We start from the raw sequence: 21,077 nt of genomic DNA on the forward strand, positions 1-21,077 counted from the left end.
TGGCCGGGTGCCAATACGCCCGGCCATTTTTATTCACGGACACAAATAGTTAACGGACAAGGGTAATACGGATGACGATGACGGATATCACTCTGGTGGTGTTAATTGCATTAGCACTGGTTTATGCCATCTACGATGAGTTCATCATGGACAAACGCAAAGGGAAAACACACCTCCTCGTCCCGCTGAAGCGGATTAACCGGCTCGATACGCTGATTTTTATCGGCTTAGTCGGCATTCTTATTTATCAGAATGTGATGAGCAATGGTGCCATTATCACCACCTATCTTTTGATTTCGCTGGCCTTCATGGCGTGCTATCTCGCTTATATTCGCCGCCCCAAACTGGTTTTTAAATCAACCGGGTTCTTTTATGCGAATATATTCATTCCTTATATCAGAATTAAAAATATGAATTTATCTGAGGATGGCGTATTAGTTATCGAACTTGAGAAACGTCGATTATTGATACAGGTTGAACAGCTCGACGATTTAGAGAGAATATATAAATTTATGATTGAAAATCAATGAGATAAGCTTACCTTTAAATTATTTAAAATAACGTTGGCTATACACCTCATGTTTAGATGGTATTTTAACCACAATAACTCTGTCGTTATTTTATACGATGCCTCATTACCAACGAACAAATGAAAATAATTATCAATTGCATTATTAACACGTAAAACTTTTAGTGTTGTTTGCACCATAAATAATATGGTAAGGTTGCGCCGTCATTGGGGAGTAGCCGATTTCTGATTAGTCATTATTCATAGTCACTCGTCAGAAATGCTCGTATCAACATACTCGTTCTATCTCCATATTATCGGGGCATAAACGTGGTGCGGGCGGCCAAGCGTGATTGGCAGGCGAGACCATAGACACGTGGCATCATCATTCGGGTTGGGGATGATCTGCGTGTATATGGTTAATCGTCCAGCCGAGGCTACTTAAAATGAACATGTCAGCAACACTTATCCTAGCATTGGGTATGTCAATGGATGCCTTCGCCGCGTCAATCGGTAAAGGTGCCGTCCTGCATAATCCCCGTTTCCGCGATGCCATTCGTACTGGCCTCATTTTTGGTGTTATCGAAGCTATCACCCCGCTCATCGGCTGGGCACTCGGTTTTTTTGCCAGCCAATATATTCTCGAATGGGATCACTGGGTTGCCTTTACGCTGTTACTGATTCTGGGTGGCCGCATGATCGTTGAGGGGCTCAAGGGTTCTTCGGACTGCCGCTGCGAAAAAGTCAAAAATCATAGTCTGGCACTGCTAGTTTGTACCGCGGTTGCCACCAGCCTGGATGCCATGGCAATTGGCGTCGGTTTAGCTTTTCTTCAGGTCAATATTTTCCATACCGCCATGGTCATTGGCTGTGCCACCATGATTATGGTAACGCTCGGAATGATGATTGGCCGCTATATCGGCCCGATTCTCGGCAAAAAAGCAGAAGTTATGGGCGGGCTGGTTCTGATTGGTATCGGCTGCAATATCCTGTACGAACACCTCGGCTACGCCGCCTGATATACCCGTCATACTTCAGATCAACGGGCAGCCCGACTATCGCGCTGCCCGTTTTTATTCTTCTTGATTACGCAACTACCGCGTCGCTATCAACACGCTGATGCAAGCGGACAATAAAGTCCGTTTCACAACTAAACGCGGTGGCCGCCTGCAGCCGCTCGCTGACGTCTGGCGTTGCCCGCCAGGCAAAAGGCGTCATTTGCAATAGCGCCGCAGCCTCACTCCCAGATAGCGGCATCGGATACGCGAGCGTTTGCTGATCCATAAGCTGAAAGCCTGCGAGCACTTCATCTTTGCTCGGATGTAATAACACCTCATCGTAGACTTCTGCTTTCAGTTGATAAAGATGTCGTGGCCCCGGAGATACCGTCACCACCCAACCGCCAATCTTAACGGTGCGCTGTAATTCCGCGTCATTACACGGCGCATAGATCTTTACCACAGCATCAAGGGATTGGTCCTGAAAAGGCAGCCGCTGGCTGGAGGCGACGCAAAACTCAACGTTGTCATACCGCTTTGCCGCCCGCTGAATCGCCGCCTTGGAAACATCCAGCCCGTATATCGTCATCGTTTTGCGCGATGTAAGACGATGAGCAAACTCTGCGGTGTAATACCCTTCGCCACAGCCGATATCCAGCAGCGCCACAGCGCCATCCGCCACAATACGATCAACGTGCTGCGCAACGGCGTCGCGCAGCGGTTGATAGTGACCAGCGTCCAGAAAGCTGCGCCGCGCCTGCATCATTTCAGCGCTATCGCCAGGCTGTTTTGAACGCTTAAACTGTACTGGCAGCAGATTGACGTACCCTTCTTTCGCACAGTCAAAGCTATGTTTACCACACGTCCATTGCCGCGGGTGTCGCTCCAGAGGTAACTGGCATAGCGGACACTGATAACTCATCGGCACATTTTCCTCATTAACAACGTCTGAATTGCATTATGGGTGTAGATAAAAGTATCACGGGTGCAGATAAAACGCAGACAACAAAAAACCCGCACCATGGCGGGTTTTGCAACAGAGCTGTAAAATTACAGCGCAGTGACGTTTACTGCAGAAGGACCTTTCTGGCCATCCTGAATTTCGAATTCTACGTTCTGGCCTTCAGCCAGAGTTTTGAAGCCGTTGCCTTGAATTGCAGAGAAGTGTACGAATACATCTTTGCTGCCGTCAGCAGGAGTGATGAAACCAAAGCCTTTAGACTCATTGAACCACTTAACCTGACCTTTAATCTTTGCCATTTCAAATATTTCCTTTAATTGTTTAAACCGCCAAAAAGGCGTTATACAGACAAACCAAAGTCGTTACTGCTTGAGGCACTAAGATAAGGATCGGCAGAGAAGCAGCATGCAACGCTAAAGGTTGAACTTAAGTCTTCTTTACTGAAAATGCCATTCATATACAGAACTGTACCTCGTTTTACCCAGAAGCGTTATTACACACTATGTAAACGATGGCAAGGGCTTTTTTATCAGTCGTGGACATGCCGCACAAATTCGCGTCATCCTTGATTCATTAATACACGATAATGCCCGCTGACGCCTATATTCACAGGCGGCATCTAACACAGAACAATAAGCGCATTTCAGATTCTATTATGCAAAAAAATACGCGACAGCTCTCGCATTTTTGGCAAAGAGGCATCAGCAATCATAACAAAAAGCTATAATTGGCGCTCTGCTATGAAAGAATATTGACCATTAACAAAAAAGCGTGCCCAACTACAGTCACGCTTATATCAATGTTTAAAATCGATTGCCATTTTATGCTATCTGTATCTTTTGCATTAATATATTACATAATAGAAATTATTTATAACCTAACATTTCGTCACGTTAGGAATTAACTGCTTTGAACCAGCAGCACTAATAATACCACCAAAAAAGTCAATAAGACTAAACTTGCCAGTTTCCAACGTCGCTCTGATTTTGTGCTCATATCACTTACAGTCCTTTTGTATCCAATAGAGACATCTCTCACATTCTTTATGGTTTATCGGCAGTCGTCGGCATTTTCTTAAGGATGCATCAGATTTATCTCTTCTTTTGGCGTAAATTTCACCATGCGTATCGCGATGTATAGTCGCGCAACAGTTCACTACCGTTACCGTTAGACTTTCGTGGTAACCTTAAGTACGATTCATTAAATTAAAGCAACATTTCTGTTACCAAAGGAGCATGATGCGTTCCTTACCCGCGCAAGCGCGTGCTATGTGCCTGCGAACAGTGACTTATTGTGTCATGAGACCCCCTCCACTATTCATTCTCCGCGCTTTTCTGCCTCTTGACTTAAATGATATTGATAATTATTCTCAAGTAATGTTTTCACGGTTTGTAAGGATATCCGCATGATTGGTTTTCACACTCATTTACCTGCCCTACTCCATCGCATCGCGCTACCGTGCGCTCTACTGCTTTTAGTCAGCACCTCCGCTCAGGCGGTTGAAAAGCTTAAAGTCATCACGACCTTTACCATCATTCAGGATATCGCACAAAATATCGCAGGTGATGCCGCGACGGTTGAGTCCATTACTAAACCCGGTGCGGAGATTCATGATTATCAACCGACACCGCGTGATATTGTTAAAACACAGTCTGCACAGTTGGTGCTGTGGAACGGCATGAATCTCGAACGCTGGTTTACGCGCTTTTTCGAGAACGTAAAAAATGTGCCTGCCGTTGTCGTGACGGAAGGTATCACGCCGCTTCCTATCCGCGAAGGTGCCTATAATGGCAACCCAAACCCGCATGCCTGGATGTCCCCTTCCAATGCATTAATCTATATCGAAAATATCCGCAAAGGTCTGGTGCAGGCCGATCCTGCCAATGCAGAGACGTATAACCGTAACGCCAAAGCTTATGCAGAAAAAATTAAGGCTCTCGACGCGCCGCTGCGCGAGCGTCTTGCCCGTATCCCAGAACAGCAACGCTGGTTAGTCACCAGTGAAGGTGCCTTCAGCTATCTGGCGAAGGATTATCAGTTCAATGAAGTCTATCTCTGGCCAATCAATGCTGACGAACAAGGTTCGCCGCAGCAGGTGCGTCGGGTTATTGATACTGTGCGAGAGAAGGCTATCCCTGTCGTATTCAGCGAAAGCACCATTTCTGATAAGCCAGCAAAGCAGGTCAGCAAAGAAACCGGGGCGAAATATGGCGGCGTGCTGTATGTTGATTCGCTGTCTACAGAGAAAGGTCCTGTACCGACCTATATCGACCTGTTACAAGTGACGGTGGAAACCATCGCTAAAGGATTTAATCAATGAGTAGTGATCGAGCAGTACAGTCATTAGACGTCAATGATGTTTCGGTTACTTACAGCAACGGGCATCAGGCTATTCGCCATGCTTCTTTTTCCCTAACCGGTGGAACGATTTGCGCCTTGGTTGGTGTCAACGGCAGCGGAAAATCGACGTTGTTCAAAAGCATTATGGGGTTGGTCAAACCAACCTCAGGGCAGGTATTGCTCAACCAGCAACCGATCTACCAAGCACTGAAACAAAATCGGGTTGCCTATGTTCCACAAACGGAAGACGTAGACTGGAATTTCCCCGTTTTGGTTTCCGACGTAGTCATGATGGGCCGCTACGGGAGGATGAATTTCCTGCGCATCCCCAGCAAACAAGACCGCGCTATTGTGGCGGAATCGCTGGAGCGCGTCGGGCTCTCGACACTGCAACATCGCCAGATCGGTGAACTGTCCGGTGGACAGAAAAAGCGCGTCTTTCTGGCACGGGCGCTGGCTCAACAAGGCAGCGTGTTGCTGCTGGATGAGCCTTTCACCGGCGTAGACGTTAAAACAGAGAACGCGATTATCGACCTGCTCCGCACCTTGCGCGATGAAGGGCATTTGATTCTGGTGGCAACCCATAACCTCGGTAGCGTGCCTGAGTTTTGTGACAACGTTATCTTGGTCAATCGTACCGTTTTAGCCGCAGGGCCGACGCACAGCACCTTTACCCAAAGCAATTTGGAGAAAACGTTTGGGGGTGTTCTGCGACACATCAACCTCGGAGGTTCTCATCTTCACGATGATGACGATGTCCGCTCGGTGACCGTATTAACAGACGATGAGCGTCCGGCCGTGTTCTATGGGTCGACCAAGAGCGATCCTCCTGCGTCACGCGTGATACCGGAGGAGAAACAGCCCTGATGATCGATATCCTGTTGCAGCCATTCAGCTATAACTACATGGTCAAGGCGATCTGGGTCAGCGCGATTGTCGGCGGCGTGTGTGCTTTTCTTTCGGCGTACCTGATGCTGAAAGGCTGGTCGTTGATGGGCGATGCGCTCTCCCACTCTGTCGTCCCCGGTGTCGCAGGAGCCTATGCTCTGGGCCTGCCCTACGCGGCGGGTGCATTTTTTACCGGCATGCTCGCCGCACTGGCAATGACCCTGATTCGTCACATTACCCGATTGCGCGAAGATGCGATTATCGGCTTTATTTTCTCAACGTTTTTCGCTGTCGGCCTGCTGATTATTTCACTCAACCCGACATCGGTTAACGTGCAGTCCATCATTTTCGGCAATATTTTAGGCATCGCCGACGAAGATGTCCTGCAAGTTGAAATCATTATCGGCGTGACGTTCGTGATTCTCTGCCTGCTGTGGAAGGATCTGTTGGCCGTGTTCTTTGATGAGAACCATGCCCGCTCGATCGGTCTTTCCCCACTGAAGCTGAAAATTCTGTTCTTTACGCTGCTGAGTGCCTGTACGGTCGCGGCACTGCAAACTGTCGGCGCAATTTTGGTGATTGCGATGGTGATTACGCCCGGTGCCACCGCTTATCTGCTCACCGATCGATTTGGTCGTCTGGTTGTGATTTCTATTGCACTGGGTGCGATCACCAGCGCGGTTGGAGCGTACCTGAGTTTCTTCCTCGATGGCGCAACCGGTGGCGTGATTGTCACGTTGCAAACCGTCGTCTTCCTGTTGGCATTTGTCTTTGCACCCAAGCATGGGTTGCTGGCCTCGCGCCGCCTGCGGTTACGCGATCAATCAGGAGATGCATTATGACGCTCATTAGCTGGCTCATCGATCCCCTGTCTTACCCGTTTATGCAGCGTGCGCTACTTGCCGCCGTCGTCACCGGTACGGTCTGCGCCGTGCTGTCGTGCTATCTGGTGCTGAAAGGCTGGTCGCTAATGGGGGATGCCATTTCCCATGCCGTGCTGCCCGGTATCGTTGTTGCGTTCTTACTGGGGATCCCGTTGGTCATCGGCGCTTTCGTTTCCGGTATTTTTTGTGCGGTCGCGACGGGATACGTGAAAGAACACAGCCGGGTCAAAGAAGACACGGTAATGGGGATCATCTTTTCTGGCATGTTCGCGCTGGGGCTCGTGATGTTTGCTCGCATCGATACCGATCAGCACCTGAATCATATTCTGTTTGGTAACGTGCTGGGCATCACTCAGCAAGAGCTAACGCAAATATTATTGATTGCTGGAGTGACGCTGGCCGTTATTTTATTGAAACGGCGAGATTTCATGCTGTACTGCTTCGATCCCAATCATGCCCGCGTTATCGGCCTGCCCGTTAAGCTGCTGCACTACGGATTGCTGAGCCTGTTGGCAATGACCATCGTTGCATCATTACAGGCCGTCGGCGTTATTCTGGTGATCGCGATGCTGATTGCACCGGGCATTATTGCCTTCATGGTCTGTAAGCGCTTTGAACGGATGGTTATCGTCGCCACGCTGGTTTCCGTCATTTCCTGTATTGCTGGCACCCTGATCAGCTTCTACATCGATGGTGCCACAGGTCCTTGCATCGTCATCGTTCAGGCACTGTTTTTCGCGCTGTCGCTCACCTACCACCAGCTTAAACAACGTCGTCAGGCCGCATCTCAGTCTGTCACCAACGCGCTGTAATCCTCCAGCCCTCAGCTTTTTAGCATGACGTAACCGGAAAATAACCGTCGGTTACGTCATCAATCCGCTATTTCATTACCTTATCTAACGGATTGAGCGTCATCCTAACCCCGCTATTTTTAATTCCGACTATACTTGTTTCTCATTATCTCGGCCTATCGGTTATCACTGTGCGATAGATTCCATTTTTATTGTGCTCAATGGGTTATCGTAAACGAATCACCCCCAGTGAACAGCAGAGTATCTGGCAACATCAACGGGAGGATGACCTTATGTGGCAAGCTATCAGCCGACTTTTGGAAGAACATCACGGTACTGCGGATATTCAGGAGCGTCGAGAACTATCCGGTGGTGAAATACATCCAGCCTGGTACGTCCGCTACGGTGAGCATGACGTCTTCGTAAAATGCGATAGTCGTGAAATGCTGGCCAAATTCACGGCTGAAGCCGATCAACTTCACTTGCTGAGCCGCAGCAATACGGTGCGTGTACCTGCCGTCTATGGTGTCGGTAGCTCACGCGATAACAGTTTCCTGCTGCTGCAATATCTGCCCGTCAAACCGTTGGATGCACACAGCGCCTGGTGCCTGGGTGAACAGTTAGCACGCCTGCATCAATGGAGCGACCAGCCACAATTTGGGCTGGATTTTGATAACGACCTCTCAACAACGCCTCAGCCAAACAGCTGGCAGCGACGCTGGGTGACCTTTTTTGCTGAACAGCGTATTGGTTGGCAGTTACAGTTAGCGGCAGAAAAAGGGATGCATTTTGGTCACATTGAAACACTGATCGCACGCGTTGAGGAACGTCTGGCAGGACATCAACCCCAGCCGTCGCTCTTGCACGGTGACCTATGGCCAGATAATTGTGCGAATAGTCAGGATGGCGCTTATCTGTTCGATCCGGCCTGCTATTGGGGAGACAGAGAATGTGATTTAGCGATGCTGCCGCGCTATCCTTCCCTGCCCGTGCAAATTTATGATGGTTACCAGAGCGTGTGGCCGCTGGATAAAGGGTTCATCGAGCGTCAGCCCATTTACCAGATTTATTATCTACTTAACCGAGCCAATCTTTTCGGCGGCAAACACATTGTTGAGGCACAACAGCTCATTGAGCGGCAGCTTTTAATCTAAGGCGAAATGGTTGCACTGATATGAAGAGCTTGATCTAAGGTGAGAAGAATACCGCGTCTGGCGCAACGGCTGCGCCAGACCGTTAATCAGACTGGCAACCCTAATAAACGTAACACCAGATAGCCAATACCCGCGATAATCACCGGCAGGATATAAAGCGGAAAGAATTGCACAAAAATCGTGTGTCCAGGAACAATAACACGTGATTCCAGCGTTTCACGCGTGTTCCCACCATCACCTTTCATTTTTTCCAGAATCAGTTGATCTTCAATACCTTCCTTAATAGCCTTCGCCTGACGAGACATCCGGGCACCCGAAACCTGCAAAGCCAGGCCAATAAAAATCAGGATGTAGATCAACCAAAACATCAGCGTCGCCCCACTGAAAAAACGCGTAAAATCAGGTACCGGCGAGTTGTACCAAAAAATATTCAGGAAAGGCGTATTAAAGCGCACCATGTCGACCATCAGGTGCACAAAATCCAGGAGAACAGCATCAATACCCTGTTTTTTCTGGGTATACGCGTAGAGATAATTAGCCAGCGAGACGAAGGTTGAAAGCAGCGCGGGGATAAAAAGGATCCATCCGGCAATGCGTTTAACGACGGCAATTCGGCCAGCCTGTTGATACGTCATGAGAACCCCTTCTTAGCGACGCAACATCGGTAATGTATCGTTTTAGTACGACGGGTAGCCTACTGTAACTTTACGCGCAGTCAACACTTTATCTCCCGCATAGCCAGAGTCGTACCCTGCAACTCGACTTATTAGGGTATAGTTTATCCGTAAACTTTCTTTTCTTTTGCTGACGGAGCCAGTGGTATGTCCTTTGATTCTTCTATACGCGCGGCGATTTTCGATATGGATGGGCTGCTGATTGATTCAGAACCGTTGTGGGACAAAGCCGAACTGGAGGTTATCGCCTCGCTTGGCGTCGATATTTCACGACGAGACTCCATGAAAGATACTCTGGGTTTACGCATCGATATGGTGGTCGAACTCTGGTATCAACGCTCCCCTTGGACGACACCTGCCCGAGACGAGGTTGTCCGCCGTATTGTCGATCGTGCGATGGAGCTCGTTGCTGAACAGCGTCCCCTCCTGCCCGGCGTCGAACATGCACTGCAACTGTGCCGTGAACAGAATCTCAAAATTGGACTGGCTTCCGCTTCGCCGCTCCGCATGCAGCAGCAGGTGCTGCGAATGTTTAACCTGGAAAACTACTTTGATGTCTTAATGTCAGCCGAAACACTGCCATATAGCAAGCCTCATCCAGAAGTGTATTTGAATGCAGCAAACGGACTCGGCGTTCCTCCGACACAGTGTGTGACGCTGGAAGATTCGGTGAACGGCATGATCGCAACCAAGGCGGCACGCATGCGTTCAATCGTTATTCCACAGGCTGAGTTTCGCGATGACGCACGCTGGGCGCTGGCCGATTATAAGCTGGATTCTCTGGATCAGCTTGCTACTGAGCATTTAGCCTGAGAATTTTGGTGTAGGAATTAGGAACAACGAAGTAAAAGAATAGAAAGCAACCATCGCAGGATATGACGAAAGCGTGGCCAGTCTATTGGCTGACCACGTGTTGAGGCATTATAGGAAATCCGCTCGCTTAGGCGAGAAAGCATCGATCAGTACGCTGCCATCTTCCAGCGAGACCACACCGTGCATCTCGTTTTTCACCGCCAGATAGGCGTCGCCGGTTTTCAGGATACGTTTTTCACCTTCGATCACGACCTCAAAGCTGCCAGCGGCAACATAAGCAATCTGATCGTGGATTTCATGGAAGTGCGGCGTACCAATTGCACCTTTATCAAAGTGCACGTAAACCATCATCAGCTCATCGCTCCAGGTCATGATTTTACGTTTAATGCCACCGCCCAACTCTTCCCATGGCGTTTCATCATCAATAAAGTATCTTCTCATCATCCTCTCTCCTCTAACGCTTTTATTGCCCATACCTTTTTATTGCGTCAACAAACCGTGCACGACCGACAACAAGGGTATGGCTATGGATTGCGACATTTTAGCCACATCAGTACCAGAAGAAACATAAAATAAGCAAAACCATGACGGCCCTCAAGAAATAAATAAAACATTATTTCATTTTTATTGAATTCGCATCCCATCCAAACTATCATCCCGCATAACAAGAAAGAACCGGGCAGGTTGAGGAGCAGGTGACGTTGTCACTGCCACGCAGCATCATCTGTTTCGCCCGGCGCTTTCACCAAGAACGGTTAGTCATGAAATGGCCGTTTTTCACATGATGGGCAGCAGCAGGCAACGCGTCATTGAGTAATAAAAAACGAGCGGGCGGTGATTTCACCGATCTGGTCGATGCATTCCGGTGTTAGCACCAGACGCTACACCTTTATCTGGGGCATGGTTGGCGAGAATCACGTTTTCGGTGACATGGGTCACGTCAAGGTTAGCGAGTTACGTTAATCGCTTTCAACCGGAATTACCGGTGTTCCCTACAGTAACAGCTAACGACTAAGTATTTTGTCGCTTATAGAGAGATTACAGATATGATTTTAAATTCTTTTGATTTGCAAGGTAAAGTTGCTCTGATCACGGGTTGTGATACGGGTTTGGGTCAGGGCATGGCTATCGGTCTGGCACAAGCAGGTTGTGATATCGTCGGCGTCAACATCGTTGAACCGAAAGATACTATCGAAAAAGTCACCGCACTGGGACGCCGCTTCCTCAGCCTGACCGCCGACATGAGCAATGTCTCTGGTCATGCTGAACTGGTAGAGAAAGCCGTTGCTGAATTTGGTCACGTTGACATTCTGGTCAACAACGCCGGTATCATCCGTCGTGAAGATGCGATTGAGTTCAGCGAGAAAAACTGGGACGACGTAATGAACCTAAACATTAAGAGCGTTTTCTTTATGTCTCAGGCCGTTGCTCGCCAGTTCATCAAGCAAGGTAAAGGCGGTAAGATCATCAATATCGCTTCTATGCTGTCCTTCCAGGGTGGTATCCGTGTACCTTCTTATACCGCATCAAAAAGCGCCGTTATGGGCGTAACCCGTCTGATGGCGAACGAGTGGGCAAAACACGGAATCAACGTCAACGCCATTGCACCGGGATATATGGCGACCAACAATACCCAGCAACTGCGCGCCGATGAAGAACGCAGCAAAGAAATTCTGGATCGTATCCCAGCTGGCCGTTGGGGTTTGCCACAGGATCTGATGGGTCCATCCGTCTTCCTGGCATCCAGCGCATCTGACTACATCAATGGTTATACGATTGCCGTTGATGGTGGCTGGCTGGCTCGCTAAGGGAAATTTTTCTTAGCAGCATTTCGCCAACCTACGATAAAAAGCACAATTCCGGTTGTGCTTTTTATTTGTTTTTCAAGTTGTTATTTCGATTTTCATGATTCTTTCTCCTGTCAAAATCCTTTCTTAAAAAAAAATCAAAACAACGTTCCGACTTTGATCACACTTTCGATATTGCGTGCATGACGGCAAGGTTAATAGCGCAATATAATCAATCAAAACAGTGTTTCTATTTATAAGGAACTGTTCACACGGTTCCATAAGAAGGTACTCCATGAGTATTTTTGAAAACTTATACACCAGCAGGAAATCGCAGCTCGACGAATGGGTTGCAGCACTTGATAGCCACATTGCCTGCGTTCAGGATAAAGGCCGCAGCCAAAGTCAGCCGACGTTATTATTGGCTGACGGTTTTGATGTGGAAAATTATGCACCTGCGATGTGGCAATTCCCAGATGGGCATAGTGCACCTATTTCTAATTTTGCCAGCCAGCAAAATTGGCTAAGAACGCTGTGTGCCATGAGCGTCGTTACGGGTAATGAGCGTTACCAGCAGTACGCTATCGCACAAAGCGAATATTTCTTGGATCATTTCGTTGATGATAATAGCGGCCTGTTTTTCTGGGGCGGTCACCGCTTTATTAACTTGGATACGCTGGCAGGTGAAGGGCCAGAATCCAAAGCTCAGGTGCATGAATTAAAACACCACCTGCCCTATTACGCGTTGTTGCATCGTGTTAATGCGGAAAAGACGCTGAATTTCTTTCAGGGTTTCTGGAACGCGCACGTTGAAGACTGGGATTCACTGGACCTAGGTCGTCATGGTGATTACAGCAAAAAACGCGATCCAAACGTTTTCCTGCATGCACGCCATGATGTCGTCGATCCGACACAGTGGCCTGTTCTGCCATTAACGAAAGGGCTAACTTTTGTTAATGCTGGCACAGACCTGATTTACGCCGCTTTCAAATACGCAGAATACACGGGCGATAGCCACGCCGCAGCGTGGGGTAAGCATCTTTATCGCCAATACGTTCTGGCACGCAACCCAGAAACTGGTATGCCCGTGTATCAGTTCAGTTCACCACAGCAGCGCCAACCGGTGCCGGAAGACGACAATCAGACGCAGTCTTGGTTTGGCGATCGCGCTCAGCGCCAGTTTGGCCCAGAGTTCGGTGAAATCGCGCGCGAAGCCAATGTGCTGTTCCGTGATATGCGCCCACTGCTGATTGATAACCCACTGGCAATGCTGGATATCCTCCGCACACAGCCTGATGCAGACATGCTGGACTGGGTTATCTCTGGACTAAAAAATTATTATCAATACGCCTACGATGTGGCCAGCAACACGTTGCGCCCAATGTGGAACAACGGCCAGGACATGACAGGCTACCGTTTTAAACGCGATGGCTATTACGGCAAAGCGGGAACGGAATTAAAACCGTTTGCATTAGAAGGTGATTATTTATTACCGCTGGTTCGTGCTTATCGTCTGAGTGGCGATGAGGACCTGTACGCTCTGGTTAACACCATGCTGACGCGGCTGAACAAAGAAGACATTCAGCATATCGCCAGCCCAGTACTTTTGTTGACCGTTATTGAACTGGCTGAGCACAAACAATCAGAATCCTGGGCACATTACGCCGCGCAGTTGGCTGGCGTTCTGTTTGAACAACATTTCCATCGTGGTTTGTTCGTTCGCTCCGCACAGCATCGTTATGTTCGTCTGGATGATACCTATCCGCTGGCTTTACTGACTTTCGTTGCCGCTTGTCGCAACAAATTAAACGATATCCCGCCGTATCTGACACAAGGTGGATATGTTCACGGTGATTTTCACGTTAACGGGGAAAATAGAATTGTTTATGACGTGGAATTAATTTATCCAGAGTTATTAACAGCTTAATTTTATGTTTTTTTTAATGGTTCACAATTAATCAATAGGTAAGCATTATGAATGAAAACAGAATGCTGGGGTTAGCCTATATCTCCCCCTATATTATAGGGCTGATAATTTTTACCGCTTTCCCCTTTGTTTCGTCATTTATCCTCAGTTTTACTGAGTATGACTTGATCAATCCACCTGAATTTACGGGGCTAGAAAACTATCACCGTATGTTCCTGGAGGATGATCTCTTTTGGAAATCCATGGGTGTCACCTTTGCCTATGTATTTCTGACCATTCCATTGAAATTAATCTTCGCATTGTTAATTGCGTTTGTACTTAATTTCAAATTACGTGGTATCGGTTTCTTCCGTACTGCTTACTATGTGCCTTCTATTCTAGGCAGCAGCGTGGCCATTGCCGTTCTGTGGCGTGCACTGTTCGCTATCGATGGCTTGTTAAACAGCTTCCTCGGCGTATTTGGCTTTGACGCCATCAACTGGCTGGGCGAGCCGTCGCTGGCACTGATGTCGGTAACGCTGTTGCGCGTATGGCAGTTCGGTTCCGCCATGGTTATCTTCCTGGCTGCATTGCAGAACGTTCCGCAATCTCAGTATGAAGCGGCGATGATCGACGGTGCATCCAAATGGCAAATGTTCCTGAAAGTAACGGTACCATTAATTACGCCAGTTATTTTCTTTAACTTTATCATGCAGACCACCCAGGCGTTCCAAGAGTTTACGGCACCTTACGTCATCACTGGCGGTGGTCCAACACACTACACCTACCTGTTCTCGCTCTATATCTATGATACGGCATTCAAGTATTTTGATATGGGCTACGGTGCTGCATTGGCATGGGTTCTGTTCCTGGTTGTTGCGGTATTTGCGTCTATCTCCTTTAAGTCGTCAAAATACTGGGTGTTCTACTCCGCTGATAAAGGAGGAAAAAATGGCTGACATGCATTCAAACCTGACTACAGCACAAGAAGTTGCTGCTGCAGAAGTACGCCGCACACTGCGTAAAGAAAAATTCAGTGCCGCGATCCGTTACGTGATACTGCTGTTCGTTGGTTTACTGATGCTTTATCCACTGGCGTGGATGTTCTCAGCGTCGTTCAAGCCGAATCATGAGATTTTCACCACGTTGGGTCTGTGGCCTGCTCACGCCACCTGGGACGGTTTCGTTAACGGTTGGAAAACCGGTACGGAATACAATTTCGGTCACTACATGATTAACACGTTCCAGTACGTGATTCCGAAAGTGGTTCTGACCGTCATTTCCTCGGTGATTGTGGCTTATGGCTTCGCTCGCTTTGACATTCCGTGGAAGAATTTCTGGTTTGCTACGCTGATTGCCACCATGCTGTTGCCAAGCACCGTGTTGCTGATTCCGCAGTACCTCATGTTCCGTGAAATGGGCATGTTGAACAGCTATCTGCCACTGTATTTGCCAGTAGCGTTTGCAACACAAGGGTTCTTTGTGTTCATGCTGATCCAGTTCCTGCGTGGTGTACCGCGTGATATGGAAGAAGCCGCCCAGATTGATGGCTGTAACTCCTTCCAGGTACTGTGGTATGTGGTCGTGCCGATTCTGAAACCAGCCATCATCTCTGTTGCGCTGTTCCAGTTCATGTGGTCAATGAATGACTTTATCGGTCCGCTGATTTATGTCTATAGCGTGGATAAATATCCGATTGCGCTGGCGCTGAAAATGTCTATCGACGTGACTGAAGGCGCTCCGTGGAATGAAATCCTGGCCATGTCCAGCATCTCCATTCTGCCATCCATTATTGTTTTCTTCCTGGCACAGCGTTACTTCGTACAAGGTGTGACCAGCAGCGGAATTAAAGGTTAATAGAGGATTTATCATGGCTGAAGTTATTTTCAAAAAGCTGGAAAAAGTATACAGCAACGGTTTCAAAGCGGTTCACGGCATCGACCTGACCATTAAAGACGGTGAATTCATGGTTATCGTCGGCCCATCTGGCTGTGCGAAATCCACTACGCTGCGTATGCTGGCGGGTCTGGAAACCATCAGCGGCGGTGAAGTCCGTATCGGTGAGCGCGTTGTTAACAATCTGGCGCCGAAAGAGCGTGGGATTGCCATGGTGTTCCAGAACTACGCCCTCTACCCTCACATGACGGTAAAAGAGAATCTGGCGTTTGGTCTGAAGCTGAGCAAACTGCCTAAAGAGCAAATTGAAGCGCAGGTCGCCGAAGCGGCCAAAATTCTGGAGCTGGAAGAACTGATGGATCGTCTGCCACGCCAACTGTCTGGTGGTCAGGCACAGCGTGTGGCCGTAGGCCGCGCCATCGTTAAAAAACCAGATGTGTTCCTGTTTGACGAACCGTTGTCTAACTTGGATGCCAAGCTGCGTGCGTCCATGCGTATCCGTATTTCTGACCTGCATAAGCAGTTGAAGAAAAGCGGCAAAGCGGCGACAAGCGTATATGTTACCCACGATCAGACTGAAGCCATGACCATGGGTGACCGTATCTGCGTGATGAAACTCGGTCACATCATGCAGGTCGATACGCCGGATAACCTGTACCACTTCCCTGTCAACATGTTCGTTGCTGGTTTCATTGGCTCACCAGAAATGAACATCAAGCCATGTAAACTGGTCGACAAAGATGGTCAGGTTGGCGTTGTGGTGGGTAACAACGCGCTGGTGTTAAACAGTGAGAAGCAAGACAAAGTCCGCAGCTATATCGGACAAGACGTCTTCTTCGGTGTTCGCCCAGACTATGTTTCCGTGTCAGATACGCCATTTGAAGGCAACCATTCTCAAGGTGAGTTGGTTCGCGTAGAAAACATGGGCCACGAATTCTTTATGTACATTAAAGTCGATGGCTTTGAATTAACCAGCCGCATTCCTTATGACGAAGGTCGGCTGATTATCGAGAAAGGACTGCATCGTCCGGTATATTTCCAGTTCGACATGGAAAAATGCCATATTTTTGATGCAAAAACAGAAAAAAATATCTCTCTTTAACAGGAGTAGTAACCGATGAAAAAAGCGATCCTACACACGTTAATAGCTTCATCTCTGGCATTAGTGGCAATGCCTTCTTTAGCCGCTGATAATGTTGAATTGAGAATGTCCTGGTGGGGCGGCAACAGCCGTCACCAGCAGACACTCAAAGCGATTGAAGAGTTCCATAAGCTGCATCCAAACATCACCGTGAAAGCGGAATACACCGGATGGGATGGTCACCTGTCTCGCCTGACAACACAAATTGCCGGTAACACCGAGCCAGATGTGATGCAGACCAATTGGAACTGGCTGCCGATTTTCTCTAAAAACGGCGATGGTTTTTACGATCTGAACAAGGTTAAAGATTCTCTGGATCTGACCCAGTTTGAGTCAAAAGAACTGCAAAACACCACAGTCGAAGGGAAACTGAACGGTATTCCTATTTCCGTTACGGCTCGCGTGTTCTATTTCAACACCGAAAGCTGGAAAAAAGCCGGTCTGGAATACCCGAAAACGTGGGACGAGCTGCTGAACGCCGGTAAAGTGTTCAAAGAAAAACTGGGCGACCAATACTACCCTATCGTATTGGAACACCAGGATTCTCTGGCTCTGCTAAATTCTTATATGGTTCAGAAGTACAACATTCCAGCGATTGATGTAAAAGGTCAGAAATTCGCCTACACCGATGCGCAATGGGTTGAATTCTTTGGCATGTATAAGAAACTGATCGACAGCCATGTCATGCCTGATGCGAAGTACTATGCCTCTTTCGGTAAGAGCAACATGTATGAAATGAAGCCATGGATCAGCGGCGAGTGGTCTGGTACTTACATGTGGAACTCCACTATTACTAAGTACTCTGACAACCTGCAACCACCCGCAAAACTGGCATTGGGTAACTATCCGATGCTGCCTGGTGCGAAAGATGCCGGCTTGTTCTTCAAACCTGCACAGATGCTGTCTATCGGTAAGTCAACCAAGCATCCTAAAGAATCTGCTCAGTTGATCAACTTCCTGCTGAACAGCAAAGAAGGTGCGCAGGCTCTGGGTCTGGAACGTGGTGTACCGTTGAGTAAAGCCGCTGTGGCTCAGTTGACTGCAGATGGCGTGATCAAAGATGATGCACCAGCCGTTGCTGGGTTGAAACTGGCGCTGTCGCTGCCACATGACGTTGCCGTTGCCCCTTATTTCGACGATCCACAAATCGTTTCTCTGTTTGGTGATACCATCCAGTCTATCGATTACGGTCAGAAATCGGTGGAAGACGCAGCGAAATACTTCCAGCGTCAATCAGATCGTATTCTGAAACGTGCAATGAAGTAATGTTGCACACCTTTTAGACGCTTATTCATCCCTGCCGTACTGACGGCAGGGATTTTTCATTTAAATTAAAACAACCGCCCTATCCAATTCGATCTCCTTCACAATTTGAAACCCCATTTTACTTTTTGTTACCCAAGACGATCTCGATCACAGAACGTAATTTAATAATAAATAGAATAGAACTTGTCCCAAAAAGAGTAACGCGTCTTTCGAAATAAAGCATTAGAACCATCCTAACCAATAGGGAATATAACGATGAAAGTTAAATTACTAGCTCTGGCAGTTACCTCATTAATTAGTGTGAATGCAATGGCGGTGACTATCGATTACCGTCATGAAATGAAAGATACGCCAAAAAATGATCACCGCGATCGTTTGTCAATATCACACCGTTTTGATAACGGCTTTGGCCTTTCTGCCGAAGCAAAATGGCGTCAGGCAAATAACGACAACACGCCGAATAAACCATTTAATGAAACCGTCAGCAATGGTACAGAAGTGGTTGCCAGCTATGTGTATAAAATTAACAAAACCTTCCAAGTTGAACCAGGTTTCTCTTTAGATTCAAGCTCTACTTCTAACAACTACCGTCCTTATTTGCGTGGGCGTGCGGCAGTTACTGATGATTTCTCTGTTTCTTTCCGCTATCGCCCATACTATTTAAGAAACAGTGGACTTAATATTGGAAAAGCAAACAGTGATCCTTCCGTTGAAAAAGGTTACAATTTAACAACTGTATTAAGTTATAAATTCCTGAAAGATTTTCAAGTTGATTATGAGTTAGATTATAAAAAAGCAACTAAAGCTGGAAAAACACTCTACGACAACGATAATGATAATTTCGATCATGACGTAAAACTTTCTTATAAATGGGATAAAAACTGGAAACCATATACGGCTGTAGGTAACGTAGCTGAGGATGGAAAAACAGATCGCCGTCAGACTCGTTTCCGTGTTGGTGTGCAATACAGCTTCTAATAACGGCCTTGTTATTTAAATAAGCGTCATTAGTTGGCAAAAGGGATGTTAGTGTTAATTGATTAGTCAACGGTATCTTATCATTAACATCCCTTTATTATGATGTCCGTCGTAGGTTAAATTAGTTACGTTTCGTTGTTACCTGTGGCGTTGTTATATGTAATTTAGTTACATGCGCTTTAGCTGTTGAAATGGCTGTGTCTGATTTACCCTCTTCGTGTATGAATGTTATTTCTTTATTAAAGTTTGCGGTTCAGGGTGGTCATTTTTTCTCCGATGTGATGGCTACCCTATTTTTTACCATCGCCCAACGATTTCCCCCTCATTCCCTTTGTCAGGTGATCTATCATGATTGTTCGTTCTCTGCTTGTCGGAGCCATTATGATGTCGGTAAATGGATTAAGTTACGCCCAACCTGTTTTCCCTGTCTGGCCACACGGTGAAGCGCTGGGTGCCTCTTCTTCAATGGTACAGCAGCAAGTGGTCGATCGCAGCAAAGATCCCTCTCTTCCCGATCGGGCAGCAACCGGCATTCGCAGCCCCGAAATTACCGTTTACCCAGCAGAGAAGCCCAATGGCATGGCGTTACTCATCACGCCCGGCGGTTCTTATCAGCGCGTCGTGTTGGATAAGGAAGGTAGCGATCTGGCACCGTTCTTTAATCAACAGGGCTATACCCTTTTCGTGATGACCTATCGCATGCCAGGTGAAGGCCATAAAGAAGGTGCTGACGCCCCGTTAGCCGATGCCCAGCGAGCCATAAGAACCTTGAGAGCCAATGCCGAGAAATGGCACATTAACCCACAGCGTATCGGCATTATGGGATTCTCCGCTGGTGGTCATGTCGCTGCCAGCCTGGGAACCCGATTCGCCCAGTCTGTTTACCCAGCGACGGATGCCATTGATAGCGTAAGCGCACGCCCTGATTTCATGGTGCTGATGTATCCCGTGATTTCGATGCAGGCGGACATTGCGCACGCCGGTTCGCGCAAGCAGCTAATCGGTGAGCAGCCGACGGAAGCACAGGTAGTACGCTATTCGCCAGAGAAACAGGTTACCGCTCAGACGCCCCCAACGTTTCTGGTGCATGCCGTTGACGATCCATCAGTGTCGGTTGATAACAGCCTGGTGATGTTCAGCGCGCTGCGGGAAAAGCAGATTCCCGTCGAAATGCATCTGTTTGAGAAAGGGAAACACGGTTTCGGCCTACGCGGCACCAAAGGACTTCCTGCGGCAGCCTGGCCTCAGTTGCTGGACAATTGGCTGCGTGTTTTACCGATAAGCAACGAACAGCCGAAATAAATCATTACGCCGTCACCGCTTCCGCAGGCAAGGATAATCTCTTATACTGTATAAAATAACAGTTTCATTTGAGAAATTTCATGACTGCGGAAGGACACCTGCTGTTTTCTGTTGCCTGCGCGATTCTGGCTAAAAAAGTTGAGCTCTCGTCTGCGCTGGCTACCGGAGACTGGTGGCACATTATTCCCGGTGCACTCCTTACCGCGCTGCTGCCCGATATCGATCACCCCAAATCCGTCCTCGGGCAGCGCCTGAAATGGCTTTCTTCACCGATTGCTCGCCTCTTTGGCCATCGCGGGTTTACGCACAGCCTCCTTGCTATCGCCGCGGGTATTTTCTTTATTCAGACGCGCTTGCCGCCAGACTGGCCAATTCCGACTGATGCTTACCATGCCATGATCGTCGGTTATCTGAGCCATATTCTCGCAGATATGCTGACGCCATCGGGCGTCCCTCTGCTGTGGCCCTGTCGCTGGCGTTTCCGTTTGCCAATTTTAAACAGCCAAAAAGGCAATCAGTTGGAACGCTTTCTGTGTCTTGCCTGTATCGGCTTTTCGCTGTATCAGCCACAAAAGAATCTGGACTGCTGCACCTACGAACAGTCATTTCGCTTTTTACGGTCAGCGCAAACCTACCTCTTTCAATACGTGAAATAACCACGTTACCTGGCGTAATACCCTAAATAATTCGAGTTGCAGGAAGGCGGCAAGAGAAGGAATCCCGATGAGCTTACTCAGGTAAGTGATTCGGGTGAGTGAGCGTAGCCAACGTACATGTAACTTGAAGTATG

21 protein-coding genes and 2 pseudogenes are annotated in these 21,077 nt (G+C 48.0%); 18 read left to right on the forward strand and 5 right to left on the reverse strand.

Features of this window, described 5'->3' with window-relative positions; genetic code table 11:
• The first annotated feature begins 71 nt into the window (after positions 1 to 71).
• The gene (locus DMB82_RS11350; protein ID WP_116162300.1) at positions 72 to 530 is read left to right on the forward strand and encodes a DUF986 family protein; all 459 of its coding nucleotides are present in this window, start codon (positions 72 to 74) and stop codon (positions 528 to 530) included.
• Between the two features lie 424 nt (positions 531 to 954).
• A complete protein-coding gene (gene mntP / locus DMB82_RS11355) occupies positions 955 to 1,527 on the forward strand; it encodes a manganese efflux pump MntP (protein WP_102117559.1) in 573 nt (190 codons plus the stop codon).
• Between the two features lie 67 nt (positions 1,528 to 1,594).
• Here mntP and rlmA read toward each other — a convergent pair whose 3' ends face one another.
• The 3 genes from rlmA to DMB82_RS11370 form a co-directional block, all read right to left on the reverse strand.
• Positions 1,595 to 2,428, reverse strand: coding sequence for a 23S rRNA (guanine(745)-N(1))-methyltransferase (rlmA, locus tag DMB82_RS11360; protein WP_102117558.1), 834 nt, complete (start codon positions 2,426 to 2,428; stop codon positions 1,595 to 1,597).
• A gap of 128 nt (positions 2,429 to 2,556) precedes the next feature.
• Complete coding sequence (gene cspE / locus DMB82_RS11365) at positions 2,557 to 2,766, reverse strand: transcription antiterminator/RNA stability regulator CspE (protein ID WP_005968829.1); 210 nt, start codon at positions 2,764 to 2,766, stop codon at positions 2,557 to 2,559.
• Positions 2,767 to 2,807: 41 nt separating this feature from the next.
• Positions 2,808 to 2,924, reverse strand: coding sequence for a DUF2627 domain-containing protein (locus DMB82_RS11370; RefSeq protein ID WP_102117673.1), 117 nt, complete (start codon positions 2,922 to 2,924; stop codon positions 2,808 to 2,810).
• A 948-nt stretch (positions 2,925 to 3,872) separates the two neighbouring features.
• On the opposite strand from DMB82_RS11370, the gene DMB82_RS11375 reads away from it, so the two are divergent.
• The 5 genes from DMB82_RS11375 (at position 3,873) to DMB82_RS11395 (ending at position 8,524) form a co-directional block, all read left to right on the forward strand.
• The gene (locus DMB82_RS11375) at positions 3,873 to 4,787 is read left to right on the forward strand and encodes a metal ABC transporter substrate-binding protein (RefSeq protein ID WP_102117557.1); all 915 of its coding nucleotides are present in this window, start codon (positions 3,873 to 3,875) and stop codon (positions 4,785 to 4,787) included.
• A complete protein-coding gene (locus tag DMB82_RS11380) occupies positions 4,784 to 5,674 on the forward strand; it encodes a manganese/iron ABC transporter ATP-binding protein (protein ID WP_102117556.1) in 891 nt (296 codons plus the stop codon). Before DMB82_RS11375 ends, DMB82_RS11380 begins: the two co-directional genes overlap by 4 nt.
• Positions 5,674 to 6,537: a metal ABC transporter permease gene (locus DMB82_RS11385; protein ID WP_011093949.1), complete on the forward strand. Its 864-nt coding sequence runs from the start codon at positions 5,674 to 5,676 to the stop codon at positions 6,535 to 6,537. Before DMB82_RS11380 ends, DMB82_RS11385 begins: the two co-directional genes overlap by 1 nt.
• A complete protein-coding gene (locus DMB82_RS11390) occupies positions 6,534 to 7,391 on the forward strand; it encodes a metal ABC transporter permease (RefSeq protein ID WP_102117555.1) in 858 nt (285 codons plus the stop codon). Before DMB82_RS11385 ends, DMB82_RS11390 begins: the two co-directional genes overlap by 4 nt.
• A gap of 272 nt (positions 7,392 to 7,663) precedes the next feature.
• Entirely contained in the window at positions 7,664 to 8,524 is an 861-nt protein-coding gene (locus DMB82_RS11395; protein ID WP_116162302.1) for a fructosamine kinase family protein, read from the forward strand.
• Between the two features lie 86 nt (positions 8,525 to 8,610).
• Here the strand turns inward: DMB82_RS11395 and DMB82_RS11400 are convergent, their stop codons facing one another.
• On the reverse strand, positions 8,611 to 9,159 hold the full coding sequence (locus tag DMB82_RS11400; RefSeq protein WP_039358273.1) for a YniB family protein: 549 nt from the start codon (positions 9,157 to 9,159) through the stop codon (positions 8,611 to 8,613).
• Positions 9,160 to 9,345: 186 nt separating this feature from the next.
• On the opposite strand from DMB82_RS11400, the gene hxpB reads away from it, so the two are divergent.
• Positions 9,346 to 10,011 (forward strand): hexitol phosphatase HxpB, encoded by a 666-nt coding sequence (hxpB, locus tag DMB82_RS11405; protein ID WP_102117552.1) that lies wholly within the window; start codon positions 9,346 to 9,348, stop codon positions 10,009 to 10,011.
• 108 nt (positions 10,012 to 10,119) lie between these two features.
• Here hxpB and DMB82_RS11410 read toward each other — a convergent pair whose 3' ends face one another.
• Positions 10,120 to 10,452 (reverse strand): cupin domain-containing protein, encoded by a 333-nt coding sequence (locus DMB82_RS11410; protein WP_010275594.1) that lies wholly within the window; start codon positions 10,450 to 10,452, stop codon positions 10,120 to 10,122.
• 313 nt (positions 10,453 to 10,765) lie between these two features.
• Here DMB82_RS11410 and DMB82_RS20730 point away from each other — a divergent pair.
• The 10 genes and pseudogenes from DMB82_RS20730 to DMB82_RS11455 all read left to right on the forward strand — a co-directional run.
• Positions 10,766 to 10,974: pseudogene (locus DMB82_RS20730) on the forward strand (5-dehydro-4-deoxy-D-glucuronate isomerase); the annotation flags it as partial.
• A gap of 83 nt (positions 10,975 to 11,057) precedes the next feature.
• On the forward strand, positions 11,058 to 11,819 hold the full coding sequence (gene kduD / locus DMB82_RS11415) for a 2-dehydro-3-deoxy-D-gluconate 5-dehydrogenase KduD (protein ID WP_102117551.1): 762 nt from the start codon (positions 11,058 to 11,060) through the stop codon (positions 11,817 to 11,819).
• Between the two features lie 274 nt (positions 11,820 to 12,093).
• Positions 12,094 to 13,725, forward strand: coding sequence for a pectate disaccharide-lyase PelW (gene pelW, locus DMB82_RS11420; RefSeq protein ID WP_116162304.1), 1,632 nt, complete (start codon positions 12,094 to 12,096; stop codon positions 13,723 to 13,725).
• 47 nt (positions 13,726 to 13,772) lie between these two features.
• Entirely contained in the window at positions 13,773 to 14,663 is an 891-nt protein-coding gene (locus tag DMB82_RS11425; protein WP_102117549.1) for a carbohydrate ABC transporter permease, read from the forward strand.
• A complete protein-coding gene (locus DMB82_RS11430; RefSeq protein WP_102117548.1) occupies positions 14,656 to 15,561 on the forward strand; it encodes a carbohydrate ABC transporter permease in 906 nt (301 codons plus the stop codon). The genes DMB82_RS11425 and DMB82_RS11430 overlap by 8 nt, the downstream gene beginning before the upstream one ends.
• A gap of 13 nt (positions 15,562 to 15,574) precedes the next feature.
• On the forward strand, positions 15,575 to 16,702 hold the full coding sequence (locus DMB82_RS11435; protein WP_102117547.1) for an ABC transporter ATP-binding protein: 1,128 nt from the start codon (positions 15,575 to 15,577) through the stop codon (positions 16,700 to 16,702).
• Positions 16,703 to 16,717: 15 nt separating this feature from the next.
• On the forward strand, positions 16,718 to 18,007 hold the full coding sequence (locus DMB82_RS11440) for an ABC transporter substrate-binding protein (RefSeq protein WP_116155808.1): 1,290 nt from the start codon (positions 16,718 to 16,720) through the stop codon (positions 18,005 to 18,007).
• 255 nt (positions 18,008 to 18,262) lie between these two features.
• Positions 18,263 to 18,985 carry an oligogalacturonate-specific porin KdgM family protein gene (locus tag DMB82_RS11445; protein ID WP_116162306.1) on the forward strand — a complete coding sequence of 241 codons (723 nt, stop codon included), beginning with the start codon at positions 18,263 to 18,265 and terminating at the stop codon, positions 18,983 to 18,985.
• A gap of 348 nt (positions 18,986 to 19,333) precedes the next feature.
• Positions 19,334 to 20,287, forward strand: coding sequence for a pectin acetylesterase PaeX (gene paeX / locus DMB82_RS11450; RefSeq protein WP_102117544.1), 954 nt, complete (start codon positions 19,334 to 19,336; stop codon positions 20,285 to 20,287).
• An 80-nt stretch (positions 20,288 to 20,367) separates the two neighbouring features.
• A pseudogene (locus tag DMB82_RS11455) lies at positions 20,368 to 20,874 on the forward strand (metal-dependent hydrolase); the annotation flags it as partial.
• Between the last annotated feature and the right edge of the window lie 203 nt (positions 20,875 to 21,077).

Source organism: Pectobacterium aquaticum, from assembly GCF_003382565.3.
In the GTDB taxonomy this organism is placed as follows: Bacteria; Pseudomonadota; Gammaproteobacteria; order Enterobacterales; family Enterobacteriaceae; genus Pectobacterium; species Pectobacterium aquaticum.